Origin of the sequence: Pseudomonas sp. 50_B, assembly GCF_017491625.1 — a bacterium.
Classification (GTDB): Bacteria; Pseudomonadota; Gammaproteobacteria; order Pseudomonadales; family Pseudomonadaceae; genus Aquipseudomonas; species Aquipseudomonas danubii.
This window is the reverse complement of the sequence record NZ_JAFGYX010000034.1, coordinates 16,831-37,810: the sequence shown is the minus strand read 5'-3', so window position 1 is coordinate 37,810 and position 20,980 is coordinate 16,831. Positions and strand designations below refer to the sequence as shown.

Genomic DNA, 20,980 nt, shown 5'->3' with positions numbered 1-20,980 from the left:
ATTGTTAATAGTTAGCGGCCGATCTTTGATTATTCACTAATACCAGGCCTTCCTACACTCGCCCCGAAACCCATGTTTCGGAGGTTCAAGTGTCCACAGTCCTGCTGCGTCATTTCATCGACGGCGAGTTCGTCGCCAGCCCCGCGACCTTTGCCAATGTCTCCCCGGTCGACGGCCGTGTGCTGAGCCAGGTCTGCGAGGCCGACCGGCCCCTGGTGGACCGCGCCGTGGCGGCGGCCAAGGCGGCGCAGTCCGGCCCCTGGGCCGCTTACAGCGCCAGCCAGCGCGCCGACCTGCTGCTGCGGATTGCCGAAGGTATCGAGGCCCGTTTCGAGGCGTTCGTCGCCGCCGAAGTCGCCGACACCGGGCGCCCGGTGCAGCAGGCGCGCACCCTGGACGTGGCCCGCGCGGTGCACAATTTCCGCACCTTCGCCGAGCTGCTGCGCCAGTCCGGCGGGGAGATCTTCGAGATGCGCGGCGCCGACGGCAATGACGTGTTCAGCTACAGCGTGCGCAAGCCCCACGGCGTGGTGGCAATCATCTCGCCGTGGAACCTGCCATTGCTGCTGCTCACCTGGAAAGTCGCCCCGGCCCTGGCCTGCGGCAACTCAGTGGTGGTCAAGCCCTCCGAAGACACCCCCTCCAGCGCCACCCTGCTGGCCGAAGTGATGCGCGACGCCGGGGTGCCGGCCGGCGTGTTCAATCTGCTGCACGGCTTCGGGCCGAATTCGGCCGGGGAATTCCTCACCGCCCATCACGAGGTCGACGCCATCACCTTCACCGGTGAGTCCCGTACCGGCGCCACCATCATGAAAGCCGCCGCCGAAGGCGTGCGCGAGGTGTCCTTCGAGCTGGGCGGCAAGAACGCCGCGGTGGTGTTCGCCGACTGCGATTTCGACGCCGCGGTGGCCGGGGTGCTGCGCTCCAGCTTCACCAACTCGGGCCAGGTGTGCCTGTGCTCGGAGCGGGTCTACGTCGAACGGCCGATCTACCAGCGCTTCGTCGCCGCCCTCAAGGCCGGCGCCGAACAGTTGAAGATCGGCTACCCCGATGAAGACGGGGTGAACATGGGCTCGCTGATTTCCCACAAGCACCGGGACAAGGTCCTGGGCTACTTCCAACTGGCCCTGGAGGAAGGCGCGACCCTGGTCAGCGGCGGCGGCATTCCGCAGTTCGGCGATGCCCGGGACCAGGGCGCCTACGTCCAGCCGACGATCTGGACTGACCTGCCGGACCACGCCCGCTGCCTGCGCGAAGAGGTGTTCGGCCCGGTCTGCCACATCGCCCCGTTCGACACCGAGGACGAAGTGCTGCGCCGGGTCAACGACAGCGCCTATGGCCTGGCCACGGCCCTGTGGACCCGCGATCTGAAGCGCGCCCATCAGCTGTCGCGGCGCTTCCGTGTGGGCATGGTCTGGGTCAACACCTGGTTCCTGCGTGACCTGCGCACGCCGTTCGGCGGCACAAGGCTTTCGGGCGTGGGGCGCGAAGGCGGCCGCCATTCCCTGGATTTCTACTCCGAGATCACCACCATCTGCGTCAACCCTTGAGGGGCACCCCGACATGCATGCAGACCTGATTGAAGCGGCGCACCAGCTGCGCCAGGCCCAGCTCAACGGCCAGCCCTGCGCCCCGGTGCGCGAGCTGATCGCCCAGGCCCGGGCCGCACAACCCCACAGCTCACTGGCCGACCTGGCCTACCAGGTGCAGCGCTACAACAACCTGGCGGCCACGGATGCCGGACGCCGCCCGGTGGGCCACAAGATCGGCCTGACCTCCCACGCCGTGCAACGGCAGCTGGGGGTGGAGCAGCCGGACTTCGGCCAGCTGTTCGCCGACATGGCCCGCGGCGACGACCAGCCCATCGCCTGGAGCGACACCTGCCAGCCCAAGGTCGAGGCCGAGATCGCCCTGGTGCTGGAACGCGACCTGCCCCACGAGCGGCACACCCTGGCCGACCTGATCCGCGCCACGGCCTTCGCCCTGCCGGCCATCGAGATTGTCGGCAGCCGCATCGCCCAGTGGGACATCCAACTGAGCGACACCATCGCCGACAACGCCTCCAGCGGGCTGTTCGTGCTCGGCAGCCGGCCGGTGCCATTGCAACAGCTGGACCTGGTGCGCTGCGGCATGAGCCTGACCCGTGGTGGCGAGCCGGTGTCGGTGGGCGCCGGCGCCGCCTGCCTGGGCAACCCGCTGAACGCCGCCCTGTGGCTGGCCGACACCCTGGCCCGCCTGGGCACGCCGCTGCGGGCTGGCGACATCCTTCTGACCGGCGCCCTCGGGCCCATGGTCGCGGTGCAACCGGGAGATCGCTTCAGCGCACACATCCAGGGCCTGGGCAGCGTCAGCGCCAGTTTCGCCAGAACCCAATGAACCGGAGTCACTCATGAACCCAACCCTCAAGGCCGCGATCATCGGCTCGGGCAATATCGGCACCGACCTGATGCTGAAAATCCTCCGCCAGGGGCAGCACCTGAGCCTCAGCGCCATGGTCGGCATCGACCCGGCCTCCGACGGCCTGGAGCGGGCCCGGCGCCTGGGCGTGGCCACCACCCACGAAGGCGTCGAAGGCCTGCTGCGCATGCCCGAGTTCGCCGCCATCGACATCGTTTTCGACGCCACTTCGGCCAGCGCCCACCGGCACCATGAGGCGCTGCTGCGCCAGGCCAAGCCGGGCATCCGCCTGATCGACCTGACCCCGGCGGCCATCGGCCCCTACTGCATTCCGGTGGTCAACCTGGAGCAACACCTGAACAGCCTCAACCTGAACATGGTCACCTGCGGCGGCCAGGCGACCATTCCCATGGTGGCCGCGGTGTCGCGGGTGGCCCAGGTGCACTACGCCGAGATCGTCGCCTCGATTGCCAGCAAGTCCGCCGGCCCCGGCACCCGGGCCAATATCGACGAGTTCACCGAAACCACCCGCCACGCCATCGAAACCCTCGGCGGCGCCACCCGGGGCAAGGCGATCATCGTCATGAACCCGGCCGAACCGCCGCTGATCATGCGCGACACGGTGCTGATGCTGTCGGCCGCCGCCGATCAGCGGGAGGTCGCCGCCTCCATCGCCGAGATGGCCGCGGCGGTGCAGGCCTATGTGCCCGGCTACCGGCTCAAGCAGCAGGTGCAGTTCGAGCCGATCCCGGCCTCGGCGCCGCTGCTGATCCCGGGCCTGGGGCGTTTTTGCGGGCTCAAGACCTCGGTGTTCCTGGAGGTCGAAGGCGCCGCCCATTACCTGCCCGCCTACGCCGGCAACCTCGACATCATGACCTGCGCCGCGCTGGCCACCGCCGAGCGCATGGCCCAGTCGCTGCTCAACCGCTGAAGGAGCTTCGCCATGACTTTCAACCCCGGCAACAAGCTCTACATTTCCGACGTGACCCTGCGTGACGGCATGCACGCCATCCGCCACCAGTACAGCCTGGATCAGGTCCAGGCCATCGCCCGGGCCCTGGACGCGGCCCGGGTCGACAGCATCGAAGTGGCCCACGGCGACGGCCTGCAGGGCTCCAGCTTCAACTACGGCTTCGGCGCCCACACCGATCTGGAATGGATCGAAGCCGCGGCCGATGTGCTCGAACACGCGCGCATCGCCACCCTGCTGCTGCCCGGCATCGGCACCGTGCATGACCTCAAGGCCGCCTACCGGGCCGGTGCCCGAGTGGTGCGGGTGGCCACCCATTGCACCGAGGCCGATGTCTCGCGCCAGCACATCGAATGCGCCCGGGAGCTGGGCATGGACACCGTGGGTTTTCTGATGATGAGCCACATGACCAGCCCGGAAAATCTCGCCGTCCAGGCGCAGAAAATGGAAAGCTACGGCGCCACCTGCATCTACGTGGTGGACTCCGGCGGCGCGATGAACATGCAGGACATCCGCCTGCGCTTCAGGGCGCTGAAGGCCGTGCTCAAGCCGGACACCGCCACCGGCATGCACGCCCACCACAACCTCGGCCTGGGGGTGGCCAACTCCCTGGTGGCGGTGGAAGAAGGCTGCCAGCGCATCGACGCCAGCCTCGCCGGCATGGGCGCCGGGGCCGGCAATGCGCCGCTGGAAGTGTTCATCGCCGCCGCCGACAAGCTGGGCTGGAACCACGGCACCGACCTCTATCGCCTGATGGACGCCGCCGACGACCTGGTGCGCCCGCTGCAAGACCGGCCGGTGCGGGTCGACCGCGAAACCCTGGCCCTGGGCTACGCCGGGGTCTACTCCAGCTTCCTGCGCCACGCCGAACTGGCCGCCCACAAGTACGACCTGAAAACCGTCGACATCCTGATCGAGCTCGGCCGCCGGCGCATGGTCGGTGGCCAGGAAGACATGATCGTCGACGTCGCCCTCGACCTGCTCGCTGCCCGGGAGTCCCGCCCATGAACCTCGATCTTGCCCCCATTGCCAGCGCCCTGGATCAGGCCGCGCGCAACGCTCGCGCCCTGCCCCAGTTCAGTCGGCACACGCCTTTCAACCTGGAGCAGGCCTACCAGATCCAGCGCGCTTCCATGGCCCACCGCTACGCCGATGGCGAACGCATGATCGGCCTCAAGCTGGGCTTCACCAGCCGCGCCAAGATGCTGCAGATGGGCGTCGACAGCCTGATCTGGGGTTGGCTCACCGACGCCATGCTGGAAGAGGACGGCGGCCTGCTGAACCTGGATCGCTACATCCACCCCCGGGCCGAACCGGAGCTGTGCTTTCTCACCCGGCGCGCCATCGACCGGCCACTGACCCAGCTCGAAGCCGTCGACTACCTGGAGGCCGTGGCCCCGGCCATCGAGATCATCGACTCGCGCTACGAGGCGTTCAAATTCAGCCTGGAAGACGTGGTGGCGGACAACTGCTCCTCGGCCGGGCTGGTGGTTGGCCCCTGGTCACGGGACTTTTCCGCCCTGGCCAACGCCGGGGTGCTGATGCGCCTGGACGGTGCCCTGGTGGAGGCCGGTTCGACTGCGGCGATCCTCGGCCATCCGCTGCGCAGCCTGGTGCACGCCTCGCAACTGCTGGCCCGGGCCGAGATCAGCCTGCCCGCCGGCAGCCTGATCATGGCCGGCGCCGCCACCGCCGCCGTAGCCCTGACACCCGGCGCGCAGCTGTCGGTGGAGATCAATGGCTACGGCGAATGCGCCTTCACCTGCACCAGCCAGGCACAGGGAGAAGGCTCATGACCGTCAATCGCGCCACCCTGGTGCCGGGCAAGGCCAAGCCCCGGGGCCGCTTCCCCCATATCAAGCGTGCCGGCGACCTGCTGTTCATCTCCGGCACCAGCTCGCGGCGTCCGGACAACAGCTTCGACGGCGTCGAAGTGGACGAGCTGGGCACCACCTGCCTGGACATTCGCGCCCAGACCCGGGCGGTGATCGAGAACATCCGCGATATCCTCGCCAGCGAAAACGCCGGGCTGCAGGACCTGGTGGACATCAGCGCCTTCCTGGTGGATATGAACGATTTCGGCCCCTACAACCAGGTCTACGCCGAGTACTTCGACGAACAGGGCCCGACCCGCACCACCGTGGCCGTGCATCAGTTGCCACACCCGCACCTGCGCATCGAAATCAAGGCGGTGGCCTACGCCCCGCTCAATCGCCGAGAACAATAACAATGGACAAGCACCACTACAGCGCGCCGCTGAACTTCAACCGTTGGCTGGATGAACATGCCCATCTGCTGCAACCGCCGGTGGGCAACTGTCAGGTGTGGCAGGACGCCGACTTCATGGTCACCGTGGTCGGCGGCCCCAACCAGCGCACCGACTTTCACGACGACCCCATGGAAGAGTTCTTCTATCAGTTCAAGGGCAATGCCTACCTGAACATCTGGGACCGCGGCCGCTACGAACGCATCGACCTGCGCGAGGGCGACATCTACCTGATGGCGCCCCACGTCATCCATTCCCCGCAACGCCCAGAGCCCGGCAGCCTGTGCCTGGTGGTGGAGCGCCAGCGGCCCGTGGGCCTGCTGGACGCCCTGCAATGGTCTTGCGCCCGCTGCGGCACGCTGATCCAACGCTATGAAATGCAGCTGCAGAGCATCGTCAACGACCTGCCGCCGGTCTACGAACAGTTCTACGCCACCAGCCAGGAGCAGCGGCGTTGCAGCGGCTGCGGCGAAATCCATCAGGGCCGCGACTGGCAGACCTGGCACCACACCCTCAAGGCGGCGACCCCCTTATGAAAATCGACATGCATTCGCACTTCTTCCCCGACATCAGCCAGGCCGAGGCCGCACGCCTGGACCCGGTGCGCGCGCCCTGGCTGCACAAGGACGGCGCCCGGGGCCAGATCATGGTCGGCGACAAAGCCTTTCGTCCGGTGCACGACGTGCTCTGGGACCCGACGCGACGTGTCGAGCACCTGGACGAGCAAGGCCTGGACCTGCAGATCATGTGCGCCACGCCGGTGATGTTCGCCTACGACGCGCCCATCGAACGGGCCCTGCCCTGGGCCCAGTTGATGAACGATCGGGCCATGGCCATGACCGCCGGCCACGAACGCCGGCTCAAGGTCCTGGCCCAAGTGCCACTGCAGAACCTGGACGCCGCCTGCGCCGAAGCCAGCCGGGCCCAGGCCATCGGCCACGTCGGCGTGCAGATCGGCAACCACGTGGGCAATCACGACCTGGACCACGATCATCTGGTGACCTTTCTCGATCACTGCGCCCGTAACCAGATCCCGGTGCTGGTGCACCCCTGGGACATGATGGGCGGCGAGCGCATGCGCAAATGGATGCTGCCGTGGCTGGTGGCGATGCCGGCGGAAACCCAGCTGGGGATTCTGTCGCTGATCCTCTCCGGAGCCTTCGAGCGGCTGCCCGAATCCCTGCGCATCTGCTTCGCCCACGGCGGTGGCGGCTTCGCCTTTCTCCTGGGCCGGGTGGACAACGCCTGGCGTCACCGCGACATCGTCCGCGAAGACTGCCCGCAGTTGCCGTCCAGCTACGTCAAGCGCTTCTTTGTCGACTCGGCGGTGTTCGACCCCGGCGCCCTGAAACTGCTGGTGGAAGTGATGGGCAGTGAACGGGTGATGCTGGGTTCGGACTCGCCCTTCCCCCTCGGCGAACAGCGCATCGGCAGCGGCATCGCCGACCACCCGACCCTGGCCGAAGCCGACAAGGCACGCCTGCTCGGCAGCAACGCCCAGGACTTCTTCAACCTGTACTGAGTGCCCGCACTCAGCCCCTCATCCCCCTCGCTGCACCCGTCACCGTGGTCATCCGGCGGGCACCCCATGCCCGCCTCGAACAAAACCTATAAGGAGCCACCCATGTACGAGCGAACGCAACACCTGAGCGAGCTCATCGACCGCAGTCCATTGTCACCCCTGCAAATGCGGGTGCTATTGCTGTGCTTCCTGATCGTGCTGCTGGACGGTTTCGACACGGCCGCCATCGGCTACATCGCCCCGGAGCTGATCCAGCACTGGAACATCGAGCGGGCACAACTGGCCCCGGCCTTTGGCGCCGGGTTGTTCGGCATGCTCCTGGGCAGCTTCTGCTTCGGTCCCCTGGCCGATCGCCATGGACGCAAGGCCGTGCTGCTGACCTGCGTGGCGATCTTCGGCCTGGGCACCCTGGCTTCGGCCCTCTCGCCCAACATCGAAGTGCTGAGCCTGCTGCGCTTTGTCACCGGCATCGGCCTGGGCGGCGTGCTGCCCAACTGCATCACCCTCAGCTCGGAATACTCCCCGGCACGGCGGCGCATGCTGCTGGTGACCCTGAGCTATTCCGGCTTCACCCTGGGCCTGGCCCTGGGGGGCGCGGTGGCCGGCGAACTGCTGCCCCGGGTAGGCTGGCAGGGCCTGCTGCTGATCGGCGGCCTGGCGCCCCTGCTGCTCTTGCCGGTGCTGTACCTGGCGCTGCCGGAGTCGGTGTGCTTCATGGCCAACAGCCCGCGCCACACTGCCACCTTGCGCCGCATCGTTACCCGCATCAGCGGCCAGTCCGACTGGGAACGGGTACGACTGGTGGGCGATAGCGGCGAGACCGGCGCACGCTCGCCGCTTTCAGCGTTGTTCAGCCCCGGCCAACTGGCCCGCACCCTGCTGCTGTGGCTGACGTTCTTCTGCTGCCTGTTCGTGTTCTACCTGCTGACCAACTGGCTGCCCACGGTGCTGCGCGCCAGCGGCTACGACACCGGCGGCGCGGCACGGATCAGCGCCATGATCCCCTTTGGCGGCGTACTCGGCGGCATCGCCATGGCCCTGCTGATGGACCGCATCGGCGCCCTGCGCATCCTGCCCTGGCTGTGCCTGATCGCCGCCTGCGCCCTGGCCCTCACCGGCAGCCAACTGCACAGCGCCGCCGGCACCCTGGCCATCGTGTTCCTGGCCGGCTTCAGCCTCACCGGCACCCTGAACAACCTCAGCGTGGTGGCCGCCACCCTCTACCCCACCGCCTCCCGGGCCACCGGCGTGGCCTGGGCCCTGGCGGCGGGTCGTGCCGGCTCGATCATCGGCTCGCTGCTCGGTGGCTGGCTGTTCGCCCAGGCCGGCGGCCTGCAGCAATTTTTCGCCTGGATCGCCGTGCCGGTGCTGCTGGCGGGATTGGCCCTGGGCTGGATGAAGCGTCTGGGGCATTCGGCCGCAATACCGGCGAGCAAGGCCATGGAACAGGACTGAGCCCAAGCCGAGGTTATCGTCCAATAGCAGCGAGCCGCGCCTTCTTCGGGGGGCGCGGCTCGCTGCTGTCAGGCCGGGTCGATTCAGAAGAGATCGATCGGGTAATCGGTAATCAGCCGGAACTCATCGATATTGCCCTCGCCCTGAGCCACGTTGGCCCGGTGCCAGGTCTGGCGCAGGCGAAAGCTCAGGTCTTTCAGCGGACCGTTCTGCACCACATAGCGCGCTTCGAAGTTGATCTCGCGGTGCACGCCATCCCGGCCATACATCCCGGCGTAGGCGCTGCCTGCCGGAGTGTGCGTGCCGTCGATGCCGGAGCCGCGCAGGTAGCGGGTCATCAGGTTCCAGCCGGGCATGCCGTAGCCGGCCAGCGACAGGTCGTAGCGCAGTTGCCAGGAGCGTTCGTTGGGGCCGTTGAAGTCCGAGTACTGCACCGAGTTGGGCAGGTAGATCGAAGCGCCCTGGTCGCGGCCATTGCGGCCGTTGCGGTCCAGGTCGCCCACCCCCAGGTAGTCGAACGGGGTGTTGCCGTCGACGTTCTGCAGCGCCAGGGTCAGGCGATGGGCGCCCAGGCCATAGAACACCGAGGCACCCAGGGTGGTGTTGTCGATGGCTCCGGCTCTGGCCCGGCCGGTGTCGAGGGTGCGGTAGAGGTTCAGGTCGAAACCGGCCTGCTGGCCCTGCCCCAGGTCGGTACGGCCATTGAGGTTGGCGTAGTACTGGTTCCAGATGTCGGCGAAACGCGCCGCATAGAAGCTGGCGCCCCAGTCAGGCGTGAACCGGTACTGGCCGCCCAGGTAATCCACCGAGGGTGTGGTGACGCCAGCATAGAAGGCCCAGAGGTCGCCGTTGCTGTTGGTGGTGACGTGGCCGGTGGCCGAGGTGAAATGCCCGGCCTGCAGCGTGAGCTGGTCCAGTTCCTGGCTGTCCAGGGCAAAGCCGGTGGCGGTTTCCGGGATCAGGCGGTTGTGGCCGACGGCGAACACCGGGGTGTCCACCGACTGCTCGCCGAAACGCAGCACGCTTTCGGAGACTTTCAGTTTCAGCGCGGCACCGGCCTTGGCGTATTGGTCCGCCGGCTTGCCGTTGTCGTGGATCGGCAGGTTGTAGGTGCCGGTCTTGCCCCCGGAGGCATCCAGCTTGAGCCCGAGAGTGGCGAAGGCATCCACGCCGACGCCGACCGTGCCCTGGGTGAACCCGGATTCGAAGCGGCCGATAAAGCCCTGGGTCCAGTCCTTGCGGTCGGCACGGCCGTCCTGGACGCTGCGGTTGAGGTAGTAGTTGCGGGCTTGGATGCGCAGATGGCTGTCCTCGATGAAACCGGCCGGCTCCTCCTCGGCCCCGTGGACGGTCCAGGGCAGGCAACCCAACAGCGGCAACAGCAAAAGCGGTGAACGGCGCATTACGTCAGACATGGCAAAACCCTTGTGGATTATTGTTTTTGTAGAAGTGGCGACAGGGATCGGCAGGGGCCCAAAGGTCCCGTAGGTGCCGGCAAGCCGGCGAAGGCGATCACACGGACCGCTTCGCCGACCAGACGGCTCCCGCGAACGGGGTGGTCCGGGACTCAGGGTTGGATCGGCAGCGGCTTGGGCGCCGCGGCGTCCAGCGGGCGCTTGCCGCGAAAGCGCAGGTAGTAGATGAGCAGGATCAGCGCCAGGAACGGCAGCCCGCAGACCAGGGTCAGGAAGAACTGCTCGGTGAACAGCGTGGTGATCATCACCGCCAGCATCAGCAACAGCCCTCCCAGGCTGGTCCAGGGGTAACCCCAGAGCTTGAACGCCAGGGGTTCGGGGCCCTGTTGCCGACGAAAGAACAGGTGGGTGAGGAAGATCCCGGCCCAGGTGAACATGGCGCCGAACATGGCGATCGACATCATCAGGGTGAAGGCCTGGTCGGCGTAGGCCAGGTACAACAAGGTGGCCAGGGCAATCCCCAGGGACGACAGCAGCAGCGCCGCCAGGGGTACGCCGTTGCGGCTCAGGCGCCCGAACAGCGCCGGCGCCTGGCCAGCCCGGGACAGGCTGAACATCAGGCGCGTGGTGATGTACAGCTGGCTATTCATCGCCGACAGCGCCGCCACCAGGATCACCGCGTTGATCACCCCGCCGGCATAGGGAATGCCGGTGGCCGCCATGACCATGACGAAGGGGCTTTCACCGCCGGTGTTGCGGCTCCAGGGCACAATGGCCAGGACCAGGGCGATGGTCAGCAGGTAGAACACCACCAGGCGCACCACGGTGATGCGAAAGGCCCGGGTCACCGCACGTTCCGGGTCCTTGGCCTCGCCCGCGGCCACGGCGATCATCTCGATGCTCAAGTAACTGAAGAAGGCCACGATCACCGCCACCCAGGTGCCCCAGGCGCCATGGGGAAAGAAGCCGCCGTCGTTGCTGTAGTTGGCAAAACCGATGCCCGAGCCGGGCGCCGCGCCGTACACCACCCAGGCCCCGAGCAGGATGAACACCAGGATGGCGCACAGCTTGAGCAGCGAGAACACATACTCGATGCCGCCGAACACCTTGACGCTGAAGGCGTTGGCCAGGATCAGCGCCAGGGAGAAACCCAGCATCCAGTAACCGCCGGGGACGTCCGGGTACCAGTACTTCATGTACATCGCCGCCGCGGTGATTTCCGTGCCCACGGCAAACACGATGGAAGCCCAGTAGGCGTAGCGGATGGCAAAGCCGAACCAGGGCGCCACATAGAATTCGGCGAATGAACCGAACGAGCCGGACGTCGGATGGCGCACGGTCATTTCCGCCAGACAGCCCATCAGCAGCAGCGCGATCACCGCGCCGATGGCGTAGCTCACCAGCACGCTGGGGCCGGCAAAGCCGATGGCGAAACTGCTGCCCAGGAACAGCCCGGTGCCGATGGCCCCGCCGATGGCGATCATCGACAGCTGGCCACTGCTCAGGCTTTGCTTGAGTCCTTGTTCACGGTCTGCCACTTGTTTGAAGGTGCGTATTGTTTTTGTCATGACACTCTTGCTCCAAGGCTGGGCACTGGGTTCAGGTCACCGCTTTGCGGGCCAGGAACTGCGGCTGGTTCCACTCCTCGCTGACGAGGATGTCGCGCAGTGCGTCGACGCAGGTCCAGATGTCTTCAAAGCGGTTGTACAGCGGGGCAAAACCGAAACGCAGGAGGTCCGGCGCGCGGAAGTCGCCGACGATGCCCCGGGCGATCAGGGCCTGCATCACCGGGTAGGCCTGGGGGTGGCTCAGCGACACCTGGCTGCCGCGCTGCTCGGCATCGCGCGGGGTCTGCAACTGCACGCCCAACCCGGCCAGTTGCTCGTCACACAGGCGGATGAACAGCTCGGACAAGGCCAGGCTCTTGCTGCGCAAGGCCTGCAGGTCGACGCCGTCGAACACCTCCAGCGCCGCTTCCAGGGCCAGCACACCCAACTGGGGCGCGGTGCCCACCAGCATCCGGTCGAGGCTCGGGTGCGGCTGGTAGTCATGGCTGAAATCAAAGGGGCTGGCGTGTCCGTGCCAACCGGTCAGCGGCTGGCGCACTTGGGCGATGTGACGCTCGGCGACAAACACGAAGGCCGGCGCGCCAGGGCCGCCATTGAGGTACTTGTAGCCGCAGCCCACGGCAAAGTCCGCACCGGCCGCGTTCAGCTCCACCGGCATGGCCCCGGCCGAGTGGCACAGGTCCCAGACCACCAGCACCCCCAGCTCGTGGGCCCGCGCGGTGATCGCCGCCATGTCGTAGCGGCGGCCGGTCTTGTAGTTGACGTGGGTCAGGGAGAGGATCGCCACCTGGTCGCTGAGGGCGTCGAGGATCTGCTCCGGGTCGACGCACTGCAGCCGGCAGCCGGTCAGCTCCGCGACGCCCTGGGCGATGTACACATCGGTGGGAAAGTTGCCGTTCTCCGCCAGGATCACCCGGCGCGACGGCTGCATGCGCAAGGCCGCCACCAGCACCTTGAACAGGTTGATCGAGGTGGAGTCGGCCACTATCACTTCGTGCCCCTGGGCCCCGATCAGCCCGGCGACGCGGGCCCCGGTGCGCTGCGGCGCGGGGTACCAGTCGGCGTCGTTCCAAGAGTTGATCAGGCCCTCGGCCCACTCCACCTTGAGCACCTGCTCCAGGCGCGCCGGAACATGGGCCGGCATGGCCCCCAGGGAGTTGCCGTCGAGGTAGATCTTGTGTTGCGGCAAGGTAAAACGCTGGCGACAGAAGGCCAACGGGTCTGACTGATCCAACTGCTGGATCTGCTCCCGGGTACAGGGCGCGGAACGGCTCATGACGATCCCTCGGTATCGATGATTGGGCGCCGGGGTCGCAGCAAACGGCCACCAGCGAGTCCGGATGCTAGCCAGCGCCGTCATTACTGGATAATAGAAAAGGCGGCCCTTTATATTCCCGCTGGTAATACCCAACCCCGCTCACCGCCTGCCCTCCATCGGCGGGCCGCTCGGTTGCGCCGCAGCCACAACAGCGCTGGCGCAAAAGCTCTGTCGACGATTGATTGCAGCTTTTATTTGCGAAGGCTATTTCAAGTTGGTACGCCATGTGCAAACGTTTGCGAGTTGCAAATTTGTGGGTGTTCGCCACCGCCACGCGCGCGAACGGACATCAGGGACTTCACACCGCACGAACAGGGACTTTCCATGCACAACCGCTTCCCCCGTCATGGCCAATGGGCTGTTTCCCTCGGGCTGGCCGGCGTTACGGGTCTACTCAGTCACGCCACGCTGGCCCAATCCCCCGCGCCGGACGCGTCAGCCCAGGGCGAAAGCCTGAGCGCCGATGTGCAATCCGCGAAACAGGGCGCCTACCTTTCCGACTGGTACAACCAGGACCTGATGCTGATCGGCAGCAAGGACATCAGCTTCGGCCCGCGCCCGGCGGACGACATCTACCTGGAGTACGAATACTTCGGGCGCAAGGGCCCCTTCGAGCTGTACGGCTACATCGACCTGCCGAAGATCCTCGACATCGGCAACAGCCACGACAAAGGCATCTGGGACCACGGCTCGCCGCTGTTCATGGAGCACGAACCGCGGATCTCCATCGATTACCTGGCCGGTCGCAGCCTGGCCATCGGTCCGATCAAGGAGTGGTATGTGGCCTTCGACTGGATCTACGACCACGGCAGCCGCACCGCCAACCGCGCCAACACCCTGTACAGCGGCCTGGGCACCGACATCGACACCCATTCGCGGGTCAACCTCTCGGCCAACTTCTATGGCCGCTACCAGTGGGAAAACTACGGCGCCAGCAACGAGTATTCCTGGGACGGCTACCGCGCCCAGCTCAAATACATCGTGCCCATCGACAGCTACAGCAACGGCGCCTCGCTGACCTACATCGGTTTCACCAATTTCGATTTCGGCTCCGACCTGCACAAGGACAACCCGGCGCGCACCGCCAATGCCACGGTGGCCACCAACGTGCTGCTGTACGCCTTCACTCACCTGCGCTTCACCCTGGTGGGCCGCTACTTCCACAACGGCGGCAACTGGGAGGATGGCAGCGTGCTGAATTTCGGCGACGGCGAGTTCCGTGCCCGCTCCAATGGCTGGGGCTATTACGCCGGGGTCGGCTATCAGTTCTAGAGCAATGGCAAGCTTCGAGCGGCAAACGGCAAGACAAGAACGGTTGCGATGAGTTGCAACCTGGACCAGGCAGGATAAGCGCCGGTTAACGGCAGTCATGGAGGTTGTATGCGTGGGATTACAAAGGTTTCGTGGGTATTGGGACTGGGGGCTGTGCTGGCAGGCGGCGCCTGGGCCACCGAGGCACCGATCAAGCCCAAGGTGGTGCTGATCAGCATGTTCGCGCCGGAAGCGCAGCACTGGATCGAGCGCCTGGAGCTCAAGCGCGAGATTCGCGTGCCGGGGCTGGCGGCGGAGTATCCGAGCATTCGCTGCAATGACCGGGACGTGTGCCTGTTGACCACCGGCATGGGCCAGACCAATGCCGCGGCGTCGACCCTGGCCCTGGCCCTGTCGCCGAAGTTCGACCTGCGCAAAAGCTATTTCCTGATTGCCGGGATCGCCGGCATCAGCCCGCACCACGGCACCCTCGGCACCGCCGCCTGGGCTCATTACCTGGTGGAGTTCGGCACCCAGTGGGAACTCGACTCCCGGGACGCGCCCAAGGACTGGCCCACCGGCTACCTGGGGATCAACACCAAGGGCCCCAACGAAAAACCGCCTCTGGACTACAAGACCGAAGTCTTCGAGCTGAACCCCAAGCTTCAGGCCAAGGCCTTCGCCCTGAGCCAGCGGGTGACCTTGAGCGAGAGCCAGGAATCGGCGGCCTGGCGCCTGAAATACCCCAAGGCCCCGGCCAACCAGCCGCCGGTGGTGACCCGCTGCGACACCCTGGCGGGCAACACCTGGTTCTCCGGCACTCGCCTGAGCGAACGGGCCGAAGTCTGGACCCGCCTGCTGACCGACAACAAGGGCACCTACTGCACCACCCAGCAGGAAGACAACTCCACCTACGAAGCCTTGCTGCGGGCCAGCCGCGAGGGTCTGGTGGACATCCAGCGCCTGGCGGTGCTGCGCGCCGGTTCCGATTTCGACCGCCCGGCGCCGGGGGCCAGTGAAGTGGACAACCTGCTCAAGTACGCCGACCAGGGCGGCTTTGTCCCGGCCCTGGAGAACCTCTACCGGGCCGGCAATCCGCTGGTGCAGGACATTCTCAACAACTGGTCGACCTGGGAAACAGGCGTCCCCGACGCCTGATCCGTGGCAACCCGCAGGAACCGGCGTGCCGACGAAGGCGCGCTCAGGGCCATGACCGTTGGCGCCAGAGTCGGCCAATCAAAGTGAATTTTTGCGCCTGCGGGGGATCACTCAAGGATCACAGGGAGGAACAGAGGCTTTATGAACAACGCAAAACTCTTCGTCATCGAATACACCCTTCACGGCGCTCCCAAGTCCTTCATCATCCGCCAGGAAAAGATGGACAACGCCGAGGCCTGGCACTGGGCAAGCTGTGATGCGGGAGTGGGCCGCATCGGCCGTTTCGGCCGGGAACGGGTGAAGAAGACCAGCAAGCCCATGGCGGAAAAGTTCGGTATCGAGAATGTCACCTGGCGGCCTTCGGTCTAGGCCCGCCGCAAACGGGTGGGGCCGCAGCCCCACCCGTTTGCGCTCTTCAGCCGTGGGCGCCTTGGGCGCATTTGCACCCTTGGGTGGAAGCACAAGGCTCACCATGAGCGTGATGATCGGCGCAAGCCTGACAGCAGTAGTGCTTGCCGTGACGGACAATCGCATGGGGCCCCAGCTTGCAGGTGCAGGCCGGACAGGCGCAGGTTTCATTGGACATGGCAGGGTTCCTTTTTATCAGTCTTTCAGGGGACTCGATCACCGCGCCACCTCAGACAACGGCAGCCACTGCACGGTACGAGCCCTCCAAAGACTAGGCCAACCCAGCCCCCCCGCCACGCCAACAGCGACTAAAGTGATTCGGCCAGCGCCCGCATGGACCGATGGCCACCCCGGCCCGGCCAGCCAATGATGCAGGCCGTGGTCATGCTGTCTCGACCTGACAAGAACAACCCAAGGTCATTCGCCGCCCATGACGATTCTCTATGACGAAACCCTCGACGGCGCCCTGCCCGACGTCGACCAACAGGCCCTGATCCGGGCCTTGCGCAGCCAATTGCCGGACCTGGAACTGCTGGACCAGGAGCCGCAGCTCAAGCCCTACGAATGCGACGGCCTCAGTGCCTATCGCACCACACCGATGCTGGTGGCCCTGCCGCGGCATCTGCACGAGGTCCAGCGCTTGCTGCAGATCTGCCATGAGCACCGGGTGCCAGTGGTCCCCCGAGGGGCCGGTACGGGTTTGTCCGGAGGCGCCCTGCCCCTGGAAAAAGGCCTGCTGCTGGTGATGGCGCGCTTCAAGGACATCCTGCAGATCGACCCGGCCGCCCGCTGCGCAAGGCTCCAGCCGGGGGTGCGCAACCTGGCGATTTCCCAGGCGGCGGCGCCTTTTGGCCTGTACTACGCCCCCGATCCTTCATCACAGATCGCTTGCTCCATCGGCGGCAACGTCGCGGAAAACGCCGGGGGCGTGCATTGCCTGAAATACGGCCTGACCGTGCACAACCTGCTGCAGGTGGAGATGCTCAGCGTCGACGGCCAAGCCATGACCCTGGGCAGCGACGCCCTGGACGCGCCGGGGTTCGACCTGCTGGCGCTGGTCACCGGCTCCGAGGGCCTGTTGGGGGTAATCACCGAGGTCACGGTCAAGCTGCTGCCCAAGCCGCCGATCGCCAAGGTGCTGCTGGCGGCCTTCGATTCGGTGGAAGCCGCCGGCCGCGCCGTGGCCGAGATCATTGCCGCGGGGATCATCCCCGGCGGCCTGGAGATGATGGACAACCTGGCGATCCGCGCCGCCGAGGACTTCATCCACGCCGGCTACCCGGTGGACGCCGAAGCCATCCTGCTGTGCGAACTGGACGGGGTTGAGGCTGATGTGCATGACGACTGCGAGCGGGTGCGCCAGGTGCTGGAACGCGCCGGCGCCAGGGAGGTGCGACTGGCCCGGGACGAAGCCGAGCGCGTGCGCTTCTGGGCCGGGCGCAAGAACGCCTTTCCAGCGGTGGGCCGTTTGTCCCCGGACTACTACTGCATGGACGGCACCATTCCCCGGCGCCAGCTACCGGGGGTGTTACGGGGCATTGCTCGTCTCGCCGCCGAGCATCAACTGCGGGTGGCCAACGTGTTCCATGCCGGGGACGGCAACATGCACCCGCTGATCCTGTTCGATGCCAACCGGCCGGGCGAGCTGCAGCGGGCCGAGGCCCTGGGCGGCAAGATCCTCGAACTGTGCGTGGCGGTGGGCGGCAGTATCACCGGCGAACACGGCGTGGGCCGGGAGAAAATCAACCAGATGTGCGCCCAGTTCAACGCCCACGAGCTGGCGCTGTTCCATGGGGTCAAGGCCGCCTTCGATCCCGGCGGCCTGCTCAACCCCGGCAAGAACATCCCGACCCTGCAACGCTGCGCTGAATTCGGCGCCATGCATATCCATCATGGGCAACTGCCCTTCCCCGAACTGGAGCGCTTCTGATGACGGCGCCTCCCGACGGCGATGCCAGCGCCGCGCTGCTGGAACAGGTCCGCAACGCCTTGCAGGACAGCACCCCGTTGCGTATCCAGGGCTCCAACAGCAAAGCCTTTCTCGGCCGCGAGTACGCTGGGGAAATCCTCGATACCCGCAGCCATCGCGGCATCGTCAGCTACGACCCCACGGAGCTGGTGATCAGCGCCCGGGCCGGCACCCCGCTCAGTGAGTTGCACGCCACCCTGGAGGCCGCCGGGCAGATGCTGCCCTGCGAGCCGCCATCGTTCGGCGCTGGGGCCACCCTGGGCGGCATGCTCGCCAGCGGCCTGTCCGGACCGCGTCGACCCTGGGCCGGCGCGGTACGGGATTTCGTCCTCGGCACCCGGATCATCAGCGGCAGCGGCCAGCACCTGCGCTTTGGTGGCGAAGTGATGAAAAACGTCGCCGGTTACGACCTGTCGCGGCTGATGGCCGGCAGCTACGGCTGCCTGGGGCTGATCACCGAAGTCTCGCTGAAGGTCCTGCCCAAGCCCCGGCAATGCCTGAGCCTGAGCCTGGAAATGGACCGTCAGCGCGCCCTCGCGCAATTGGCCGAATGGGGCCAACAGCCCTTGCCGATCAGCGCCGCCTGCCACGACGGCGAGCGCCTGCACCTGCGCCTGGAAGGCGGCGAAGGCTCGGTGGCGGCGGCCCATGAGCGCCTGGGCGGCGAGCCTCTGGATTCGGGCTACTGGAGCCAGCTCAATGAACAGCAGCTGGACTTCTTCAACCCCGGCCTGCCGCTGTGGCGCCTGTCACTGCCACACAACACGCCGCTGCTGGCACTGCCCGGCGAACAACTGCTGGACTGGGGCGGCGCCCAGCGCTGGCTGAAAACCGCTGCACCAGCCAGCGAGATCCGCGCCGCCGTCAGCGCCGTTGGCGGCCACGCCAGCTGCTACAGCCACGGCCTGCAAGACAGCCCGTTCCAGCCCCTGGCGCCGACCCTGCTGCATTACCACCAGCGGCTCAAGGCGCAGCTGGACCCGCAAGGGATCTTCAACCCCGGCCGACTCTACGCGGAGCTCTAGACCATGCAGACCACCCTCAGCCCCGAGGCCCGGCAACTGCCCCGGGCCGCCGAAGCCGAGCGCATCCTGCGCAGCTGCGTGCACTGCGGTTTCTGCAACGCCACCTGCCCTACCTACCAGTTGCTGGGCGACGAACTGGATGGCCCCCGCGGGCGCATCTACCTGATCAAGCAGGTGCTCGAAGGCGCCACCGCCACCGCACAGGTCCAGCAACACCTGGACCGCTGCCTGACGTGCCGCAACTGCGAAACCACCTGCCCGTCCGGAGTCGATTATCACCACCTGCTGGACATCGGCCGCGCCGTGGTGGATGCCGCCCTGCCCCGGCCCGCCGGCCAGCAACTGCTACGCCGCGGGCTGCGAGCGCTGAGTGCCAACCCGCAGCTGTTCAAGGCCCTGATCCAGGGCGGCAGCCGCCTGCGTCCGCTGCTGCCCCAGGCGCTGCAGGACAAGCTGCCGCGCCAGTTGCCCAGCGCCAAGCCGCGTCCGCCCCTGCGCCATGCACGGCGCGTGCTGTTGCTCGAAGGCTGCGTGCAACCGGGGCTGTCGCCCAATACCAATGCCGCGGCGGCGCGAGTCCTCGATCGCCTGGGCATCAGCGTGCAGCCGGTCGCCGAGGCCGGCTGCTGCGGCGCCGTGGACTATCACCTGGACGCCCAGGAAGCCGGCCTGCAGCGCGCCCGACGCAACATCGACGCCTGGTGGCCGCACCTGCAACAGGGCGCCGAAGCGATCATCCAGACCGCCAGCGGCTGCGGCGCCTTCATCAAGGATTACCAGCACCTGCTGGCCCATGACCCGGCCTACCGTGACAAGGCCCGGCAGGTCAGCACCCTGGCCCGGGACCTGGTGGAAGTGTTGCGCGCCGAACCTCTGGAGCAGCTCGGCGCCCACAGCGAACAGCGTCTGGCCTTCCACTGCCCCTGTACCCTGCAGCACGCGCAAAAGCTCGGCGGCGCCGTGGAAAGCCTGCTGCAGCGCCTGGGCTTCAACCTCACTGCGGTGCCCGACAGCCACCTGTGCTGCGGCTCGGCGGGCACCTATTCGCTGACCCAGCCGGCGCTGGCACGGCAACTGCGGGACGACAAGCTGCGGGCCCTGGAAAGCGGCCAGCCGGAGTTGATCGTCACCGCCAACATCGGCTGCCAGACCCACCTCGATGGCGCCGGCCGCACCCCGGTCCGCCACTGGATCGAGGTGCTGGAAGACGCGCTGAGCTGAGCTAAGCGCCAAGCTCCGAGCTGGAAGCTGGAAGCTGGAAACTTGTGGCGTGTGGCCTGCGGCCTGCCACTTGCAGCTCAGGGCCGTGCCTTGCTGCGGTACATGAACAACAGCGCCAGGGCCAGGCACAGCAGCGCCAGCAGGCGGTTGGACGACAGCTCGATGGCCGGGTTGCCAAACCAGCCGAAGTTGTCGATCAGCATGCCCATGGCCAGTTGTCCGAGGATCACCGCCACCGTGGCCACCGCGGTGCCGACCCGAGGCACCGCGCCGACCATCACCAGCATGTAGACCACGCCAAACAGCGCGCCAGTGAGTTGCCATTTCGGCGCCTGCAACAGGCTCATGGCCTGAGGGGGCTGGAAAAACACAATCAGCAGCCCGGTGATCAGGGCACCCACGGCAAAGGTCAGCAGGCTGCTGCGCAACACCCCCACGCTTTCACCCAGGCGGCCATTGATCGCCGCTTGCACACTGAGCACCGCACCCGCAGCCACCACCAGGACCAGCAAAAGAATCAGGTTCATGTTCAACCTCGGGCGATCAGGATCAGGGCCACGACAATCAGCACCAGGGCCAGCCAGCGTTCGCCATTGACCGGCTTGCGGGCGCTGCCGAACCAGCCGAAATGGTCGATCAGCACGCTCTTGCCCACCTGCCCGGAGAGGATCGCGATCATGGTCATGGCAATGCCGATATGGGGCGTGGCCAGGGTCAGCACCACCACGTAGATCGGTCCCAGCACCCCGCCGAGCAATTGCCAGCGCGGCAGTTGGCTGAAGGCCGGCCCCGGCTGCGGACCGCTGAACAACAGCAGCAGAAACAGCAATGCCGTGCCCACGCCGAAGATGCTCAAGGTCGCCCACAAATGCCCGACCTGGGCGCCCAGCGGGCCGAGCAAGCCGGCCTCCACCGACAGGCCCATGCCCGCCAGAATCACCAGGGGCAACAACATCAAGCGCTGCCAGCCAGCGCGGGGTTCAACCTGGGCCGCCGGAGTCGGCAGCACTGGATCTAACACATTGGAGGACATGCAA

The 20,980-nt window shown here is 66.6% G+C and carries 21 protein-coding genes; 15 read left to right on the top strand and 6 right to left on the bottom strand.

Annotated elements, in window-relative coordinates:
* Positions 1 to 89 precede the first annotated feature (89 nt).
* The 9 genes from J5M73_RS29275 to J5M73_RS29235 all read left to right on the top strand — a co-directional run bounded on the left by J5M73_RS29275 (position 90) and on the right by J5M73_RS29235 (position 8,610).
* Positions 90 to 1,550, top strand: a complete 1,461-nt coding sequence (locus J5M73_RS29275; protein ID WP_102864149.1) for a 2-hydroxymuconic semialdehyde dehydrogenase — start codon at positions 90 to 92, stop codon at positions 1,548 to 1,550.
* A 13-nt stretch (positions 1,551 to 1,563) separates the two neighbouring features.
* Entirely contained in the window at positions 1,564 to 2,376 is an 813-nt protein-coding gene (locus J5M73_RS29270; RefSeq protein ID WP_102864148.1) for a fumarylacetoacetate hydrolase family protein, read from the top strand.
* Between the two features lie 13 nt (positions 2,377 to 2,389).
* Positions 2,390 to 3,328 carry an acetaldehyde dehydrogenase (acetylating) gene (locus tag J5M73_RS29265; RefSeq protein WP_102864147.1) on the top strand — a complete coding sequence of 313 codons (939 nt, stop codon included), beginning with the start codon at positions 2,390 to 2,392 and terminating at the stop codon, positions 3,326 to 3,328.
* A gap of 12 nt (positions 3,329 to 3,340) precedes the next feature.
* A complete protein-coding gene (dmpG, locus tag J5M73_RS29260; RefSeq protein WP_102864146.1) occupies positions 3,341 to 4,375 on the top strand; it encodes a 4-hydroxy-2-oxovalerate aldolase in 1,035 nt (344 codons plus the stop codon).
* Positions 4,372 to 5,163 (top strand): fumarylacetoacetate hydrolase family protein, encoded by a 792-nt coding sequence (locus J5M73_RS29255; protein WP_102864145.1) that lies wholly within the window; start codon positions 4,372 to 4,374, stop codon positions 5,161 to 5,163. The genes dmpG and J5M73_RS29255 overlap by 4 nt, the downstream gene beginning before the upstream one ends.
* A complete protein-coding gene (locus J5M73_RS29250) occupies positions 5,160 to 5,594 on the top strand; it encodes a RidA family protein (RefSeq protein WP_060838599.1) in 435 nt (144 codons plus the stop codon). The genes J5M73_RS29255 and J5M73_RS29250 overlap by 4 nt, the downstream gene beginning before the upstream one ends.
* A 2-nt stretch (positions 5,595 to 5,596) precedes the next feature.
* The gene (locus J5M73_RS29245) at positions 5,597 to 6,169 is read left to right on the top strand and encodes a 3-hydroxyanthranilate 3,4-dioxygenase (protein WP_207816793.1); all 573 of its coding nucleotides are present in this window, start codon (positions 5,597 to 5,599) and stop codon (positions 6,167 to 6,169) included.
* Positions 6,166 to 7,155, top strand: a complete 990-nt coding sequence (locus tag J5M73_RS29240) for an amidohydrolase family protein (protein ID WP_102864143.1) — start codon at positions 6,166 to 6,168, stop codon at positions 7,153 to 7,155. Before J5M73_RS29245 ends, J5M73_RS29240 begins: the two co-directional genes overlap by 4 nt.
* 102 nt (positions 7,156 to 7,257) lie before the next feature.
* Positions 7,258 to 8,610: an MFS transporter gene (locus tag J5M73_RS29235; RefSeq protein ID WP_102864142.1), complete on the top strand. Its 1,353-nt coding sequence runs from the start codon at positions 7,258 to 7,260 to the stop codon at positions 8,608 to 8,610.
* An 83-nt stretch (positions 8,611 to 8,693) separates the two neighbouring features.
* Here J5M73_RS29235 and J5M73_RS29230 read toward each other — a convergent pair whose 3' ends face one another.
* The 3 genes from J5M73_RS29230 to kynU all read right to left on the bottom strand — a co-directional run bounded on the left by J5M73_RS29230 (position 8,694) and on the right by kynU (position 12,869).
* Entirely contained in the window at positions 8,694 to 10,025 is a 1,332-nt protein-coding gene (locus J5M73_RS29230) for an OprD family porin (RefSeq protein WP_102864141.1), read from the bottom strand.
* A 152-nt stretch (positions 10,026 to 10,177) separates the two neighbouring features.
* On the bottom strand, positions 10,178 to 11,593 hold the full coding sequence (locus J5M73_RS29225) for an amino acid permease (protein ID WP_060843131.1): 1,416 nt from the start codon (positions 11,591 to 11,593) through the stop codon (positions 10,178 to 10,180).
* A gap of 31 nt (positions 11,594 to 11,624) precedes the next feature.
* Positions 11,625 to 12,869, bottom strand: a complete 1,245-nt coding sequence (gene kynU, locus J5M73_RS29220; RefSeq protein ID WP_102864140.1) for a kynureninase — start codon at positions 12,867 to 12,869, stop codon at positions 11,625 to 11,627.
* 366 nt (positions 12,870 to 13,235) lie between these two features.
* On the opposite strand from kynU, the gene J5M73_RS29215 reads away from it, so the two are divergent.
* The 3 genes from J5M73_RS29215 to J5M73_RS29205 all read left to right on the top strand — a co-directional run bounded on the left by J5M73_RS29215 (position 13,236) and on the right by J5M73_RS29205 (position 15,689).
* Complete coding sequence (locus J5M73_RS29215; protein ID WP_102864139.1) at positions 13,236 to 14,183, top strand: nucleoside-specific channel-forming protein Tsx; 948 nt, start codon at positions 13,236 to 13,238, stop codon at positions 14,181 to 14,183.
* Positions 14,184 to 14,291: 108 nt separating this feature from the next.
* On the top strand, positions 14,292 to 15,320 hold the full coding sequence (locus J5M73_RS29210; protein WP_207816791.1) for a purine nucleoside permease: 1,029 nt from the start codon (positions 14,292 to 14,294) through the stop codon (positions 15,318 to 15,320).
* A gap of 141 nt (positions 15,321 to 15,461) precedes the next feature.
* Entirely contained in the window at positions 15,462 to 15,689 is a 228-nt protein-coding gene (locus tag J5M73_RS29205) for a DUF6555 family protein (RefSeq protein ID WP_011060569.1), read from the top strand.
* Positions 15,690 to 15,735: 46 nt separating this feature from the next.
* Here J5M73_RS29205 and J5M73_RS29200 read toward each other — a convergent pair whose 3' ends face one another.
* Positions 15,736 to 15,906 carry a metallothionein gene (locus tag J5M73_RS29200; protein ID WP_102864137.1) on the bottom strand — a complete coding sequence of 57 codons (171 nt, stop codon included), beginning with the start codon at positions 15,904 to 15,906 and terminating at the stop codon, positions 15,736 to 15,738.
* 252 nt (positions 15,907 to 16,158) lie between these two features.
* On the opposite strand from J5M73_RS29200, the gene glcD reads away from it, so the two are divergent.
* From glcD to glcF, 3 genes are read left to right on the top strand one after another with little or no spacing between them, the layout of a single operon-like run.
* Positions 16,159 to 17,658 (top strand): glycolate oxidase subunit GlcD, encoded by a 1,500-nt coding sequence (glcD, locus tag J5M73_RS29195; RefSeq protein ID WP_207816790.1) that lies wholly within the window; start codon positions 16,159 to 16,161, stop codon positions 17,656 to 17,658.
* Positions 17,658 to 18,722, top strand: coding sequence for a glycolate oxidase subunit GlcE (gene glcE, locus J5M73_RS29190; RefSeq protein ID WP_207816789.1), 1,065 nt, complete (start codon positions 17,658 to 17,660; stop codon positions 18,720 to 18,722). The genes glcD and glcE overlap by 1 nt, the downstream gene beginning before the upstream one ends.
* Before the next feature lie 3 nt (positions 18,723 to 18,725).
* Complete coding sequence (gene glcF, locus J5M73_RS29185) at positions 18,726 to 19,943, top strand: glycolate oxidase subunit GlcF (protein WP_102864134.1); 1,218 nt, start codon at positions 18,726 to 18,728, stop codon at positions 19,941 to 19,943.
* A 77-nt stretch (positions 19,944 to 20,020) separates the two neighbouring features.
* Here glcF and J5M73_RS29180 read toward each other — a convergent pair whose 3' ends face one another.
* Together J5M73_RS29180 and J5M73_RS29175 are read right to left on the bottom strand one after the other, a co-directional pair.
* Positions 20,021 to 20,470 (bottom strand): DMT family transporter, encoded by a 450-nt coding sequence (locus J5M73_RS29180; protein WP_115582086.1) that lies wholly within the window; start codon positions 20,468 to 20,470, stop codon positions 20,021 to 20,023.
* A 2-nt stretch (positions 20,471 to 20,472) separates the two neighbouring features.
* Entirely contained in the window at positions 20,473 to 20,976 is a 504-nt protein-coding gene (locus J5M73_RS29175) for a DMT family transporter (RefSeq protein ID WP_102864132.1), read from the bottom strand.
* Positions 20,977 to 20,980 lie beyond the last annotated feature (4 nt).

Coding starts and splice junctions, on each gene's coding strand:
- J5M73_RS29270 (WP_102864148.1), top strand. CDS start 1,564: ATGCATGCAGACCTGATTGAAGCGGCGCACCAGCTGCGCCAGGCCCAG.
- J5M73_RS29265 (WP_102864147.1), top strand. CDS start 2,390: ATGAACCCAACCCTCAAGGCCGCGATCATCGGCTCGGGCAATATCGGC.
- dmpG (WP_102864146.1), top strand. CDS start 3,341: ATGACTTTCAACCCCGGCAACAAGCTCTACATTTCCGACGTGACCCTG.
- J5M73_RS29255 (WP_102864145.1), top strand. CDS start 4,372: ATGAACCTCGATCTTGCCCCCATTGCCAGCGCCCTGGATCAGGCCGCG.
- J5M73_RS29250 (WP_060838599.1), top strand. CDS start 5,160: ATGACCGTCAATCGCGCCACCCTGGTGCCGGGCAAGGCCAAGCCCCGG.
- J5M73_RS29245 (WP_207816793.1), top strand. CDS start 5,597: ATGGACAAGCACCACTACAGCGCGCCGCTGAACTTCAACCGTTGGCTG.
- J5M73_RS29240 (WP_102864143.1), top strand. CDS start 6,166: ATGAAAATCGACATGCATTCGCACTTCTTCCCCGACATCAGCCAGGCC.
- J5M73_RS29235 (WP_102864142.1), top strand. CDS start 7,258: ATGTACGAGCGAACGCAACACCTGAGCGAGCTCATCGACCGCAGTCCA.
- J5M73_RS29230 (WP_102864141.1), bottom strand. CDS start 10,025: ATGTCTGACGTAATGCGCCGTTCACCGCTTTTGCTGTTGCCGCTGTTG.
- J5M73_RS29225 (WP_060843131.1), bottom strand. CDS start 11,593: ATGACAAAAACAATACGCACCTTCAAACAAGTGGCAGACCGTGAACAA.
- kynU (WP_102864140.1), bottom strand. CDS start 12,869: ATGAGCCGTTCCGCGCCCTGTACCCGGGAGCAGATCCAGCAGTTGGAT.
- J5M73_RS29215 (WP_102864139.1), top strand. CDS start 13,236: ATGCACAACCGCTTCCCCCGTCATGGCCAATGGGCTGTTTCCCTCGGG.
- J5M73_RS29210 (WP_207816791.1), top strand. CDS start 14,292: ATGCGTGGGATTACAAAGGTTTCGTGGGTATTGGGACTGGGGGCTGTG.
- J5M73_RS29205 (WP_011060569.1), top strand. CDS start 15,462: ATGAACAACGCAAAACTCTTCGTCATCGAATACACCCTTCACGGCGCT.
- J5M73_RS29200 (WP_102864137.1), bottom strand. CDS start 15,906: ATGTCCAATGAAACCTGCGCCTGTCCGGCCTGCACCTGCAAGCTGGGG.
- glcD (WP_207816790.1), top strand. CDS start 16,159: ATGACGATTCTCTATGACGAAACCCTCGACGGCGCCCTGCCCGACGTC.
- glcE (WP_207816789.1), top strand. CDS start 17,658: ATGACGGCGCCTCCCGACGGCGATGCCAGCGCCGCGCTGCTGGAACAG.
- glcF (WP_102864134.1), top strand. CDS start 18,726: ATGCAGACCACCCTCAGCCCCGAGGCCCGGCAACTGCCCCGGGCCGCC.
- J5M73_RS29180 (WP_115582086.1), bottom strand. CDS start 20,470: ATGAACCTGATTCTTTTGCTGGTCCTGGTGGTGGCTGCGGGTGCGGTG.
- J5M73_RS29175 (WP_102864132.1), bottom strand. CDS start 20,976: ATGTCCTCCAATGTGTTAGATCCAGTGCTGCCGACTCCGGCGGCCCAG.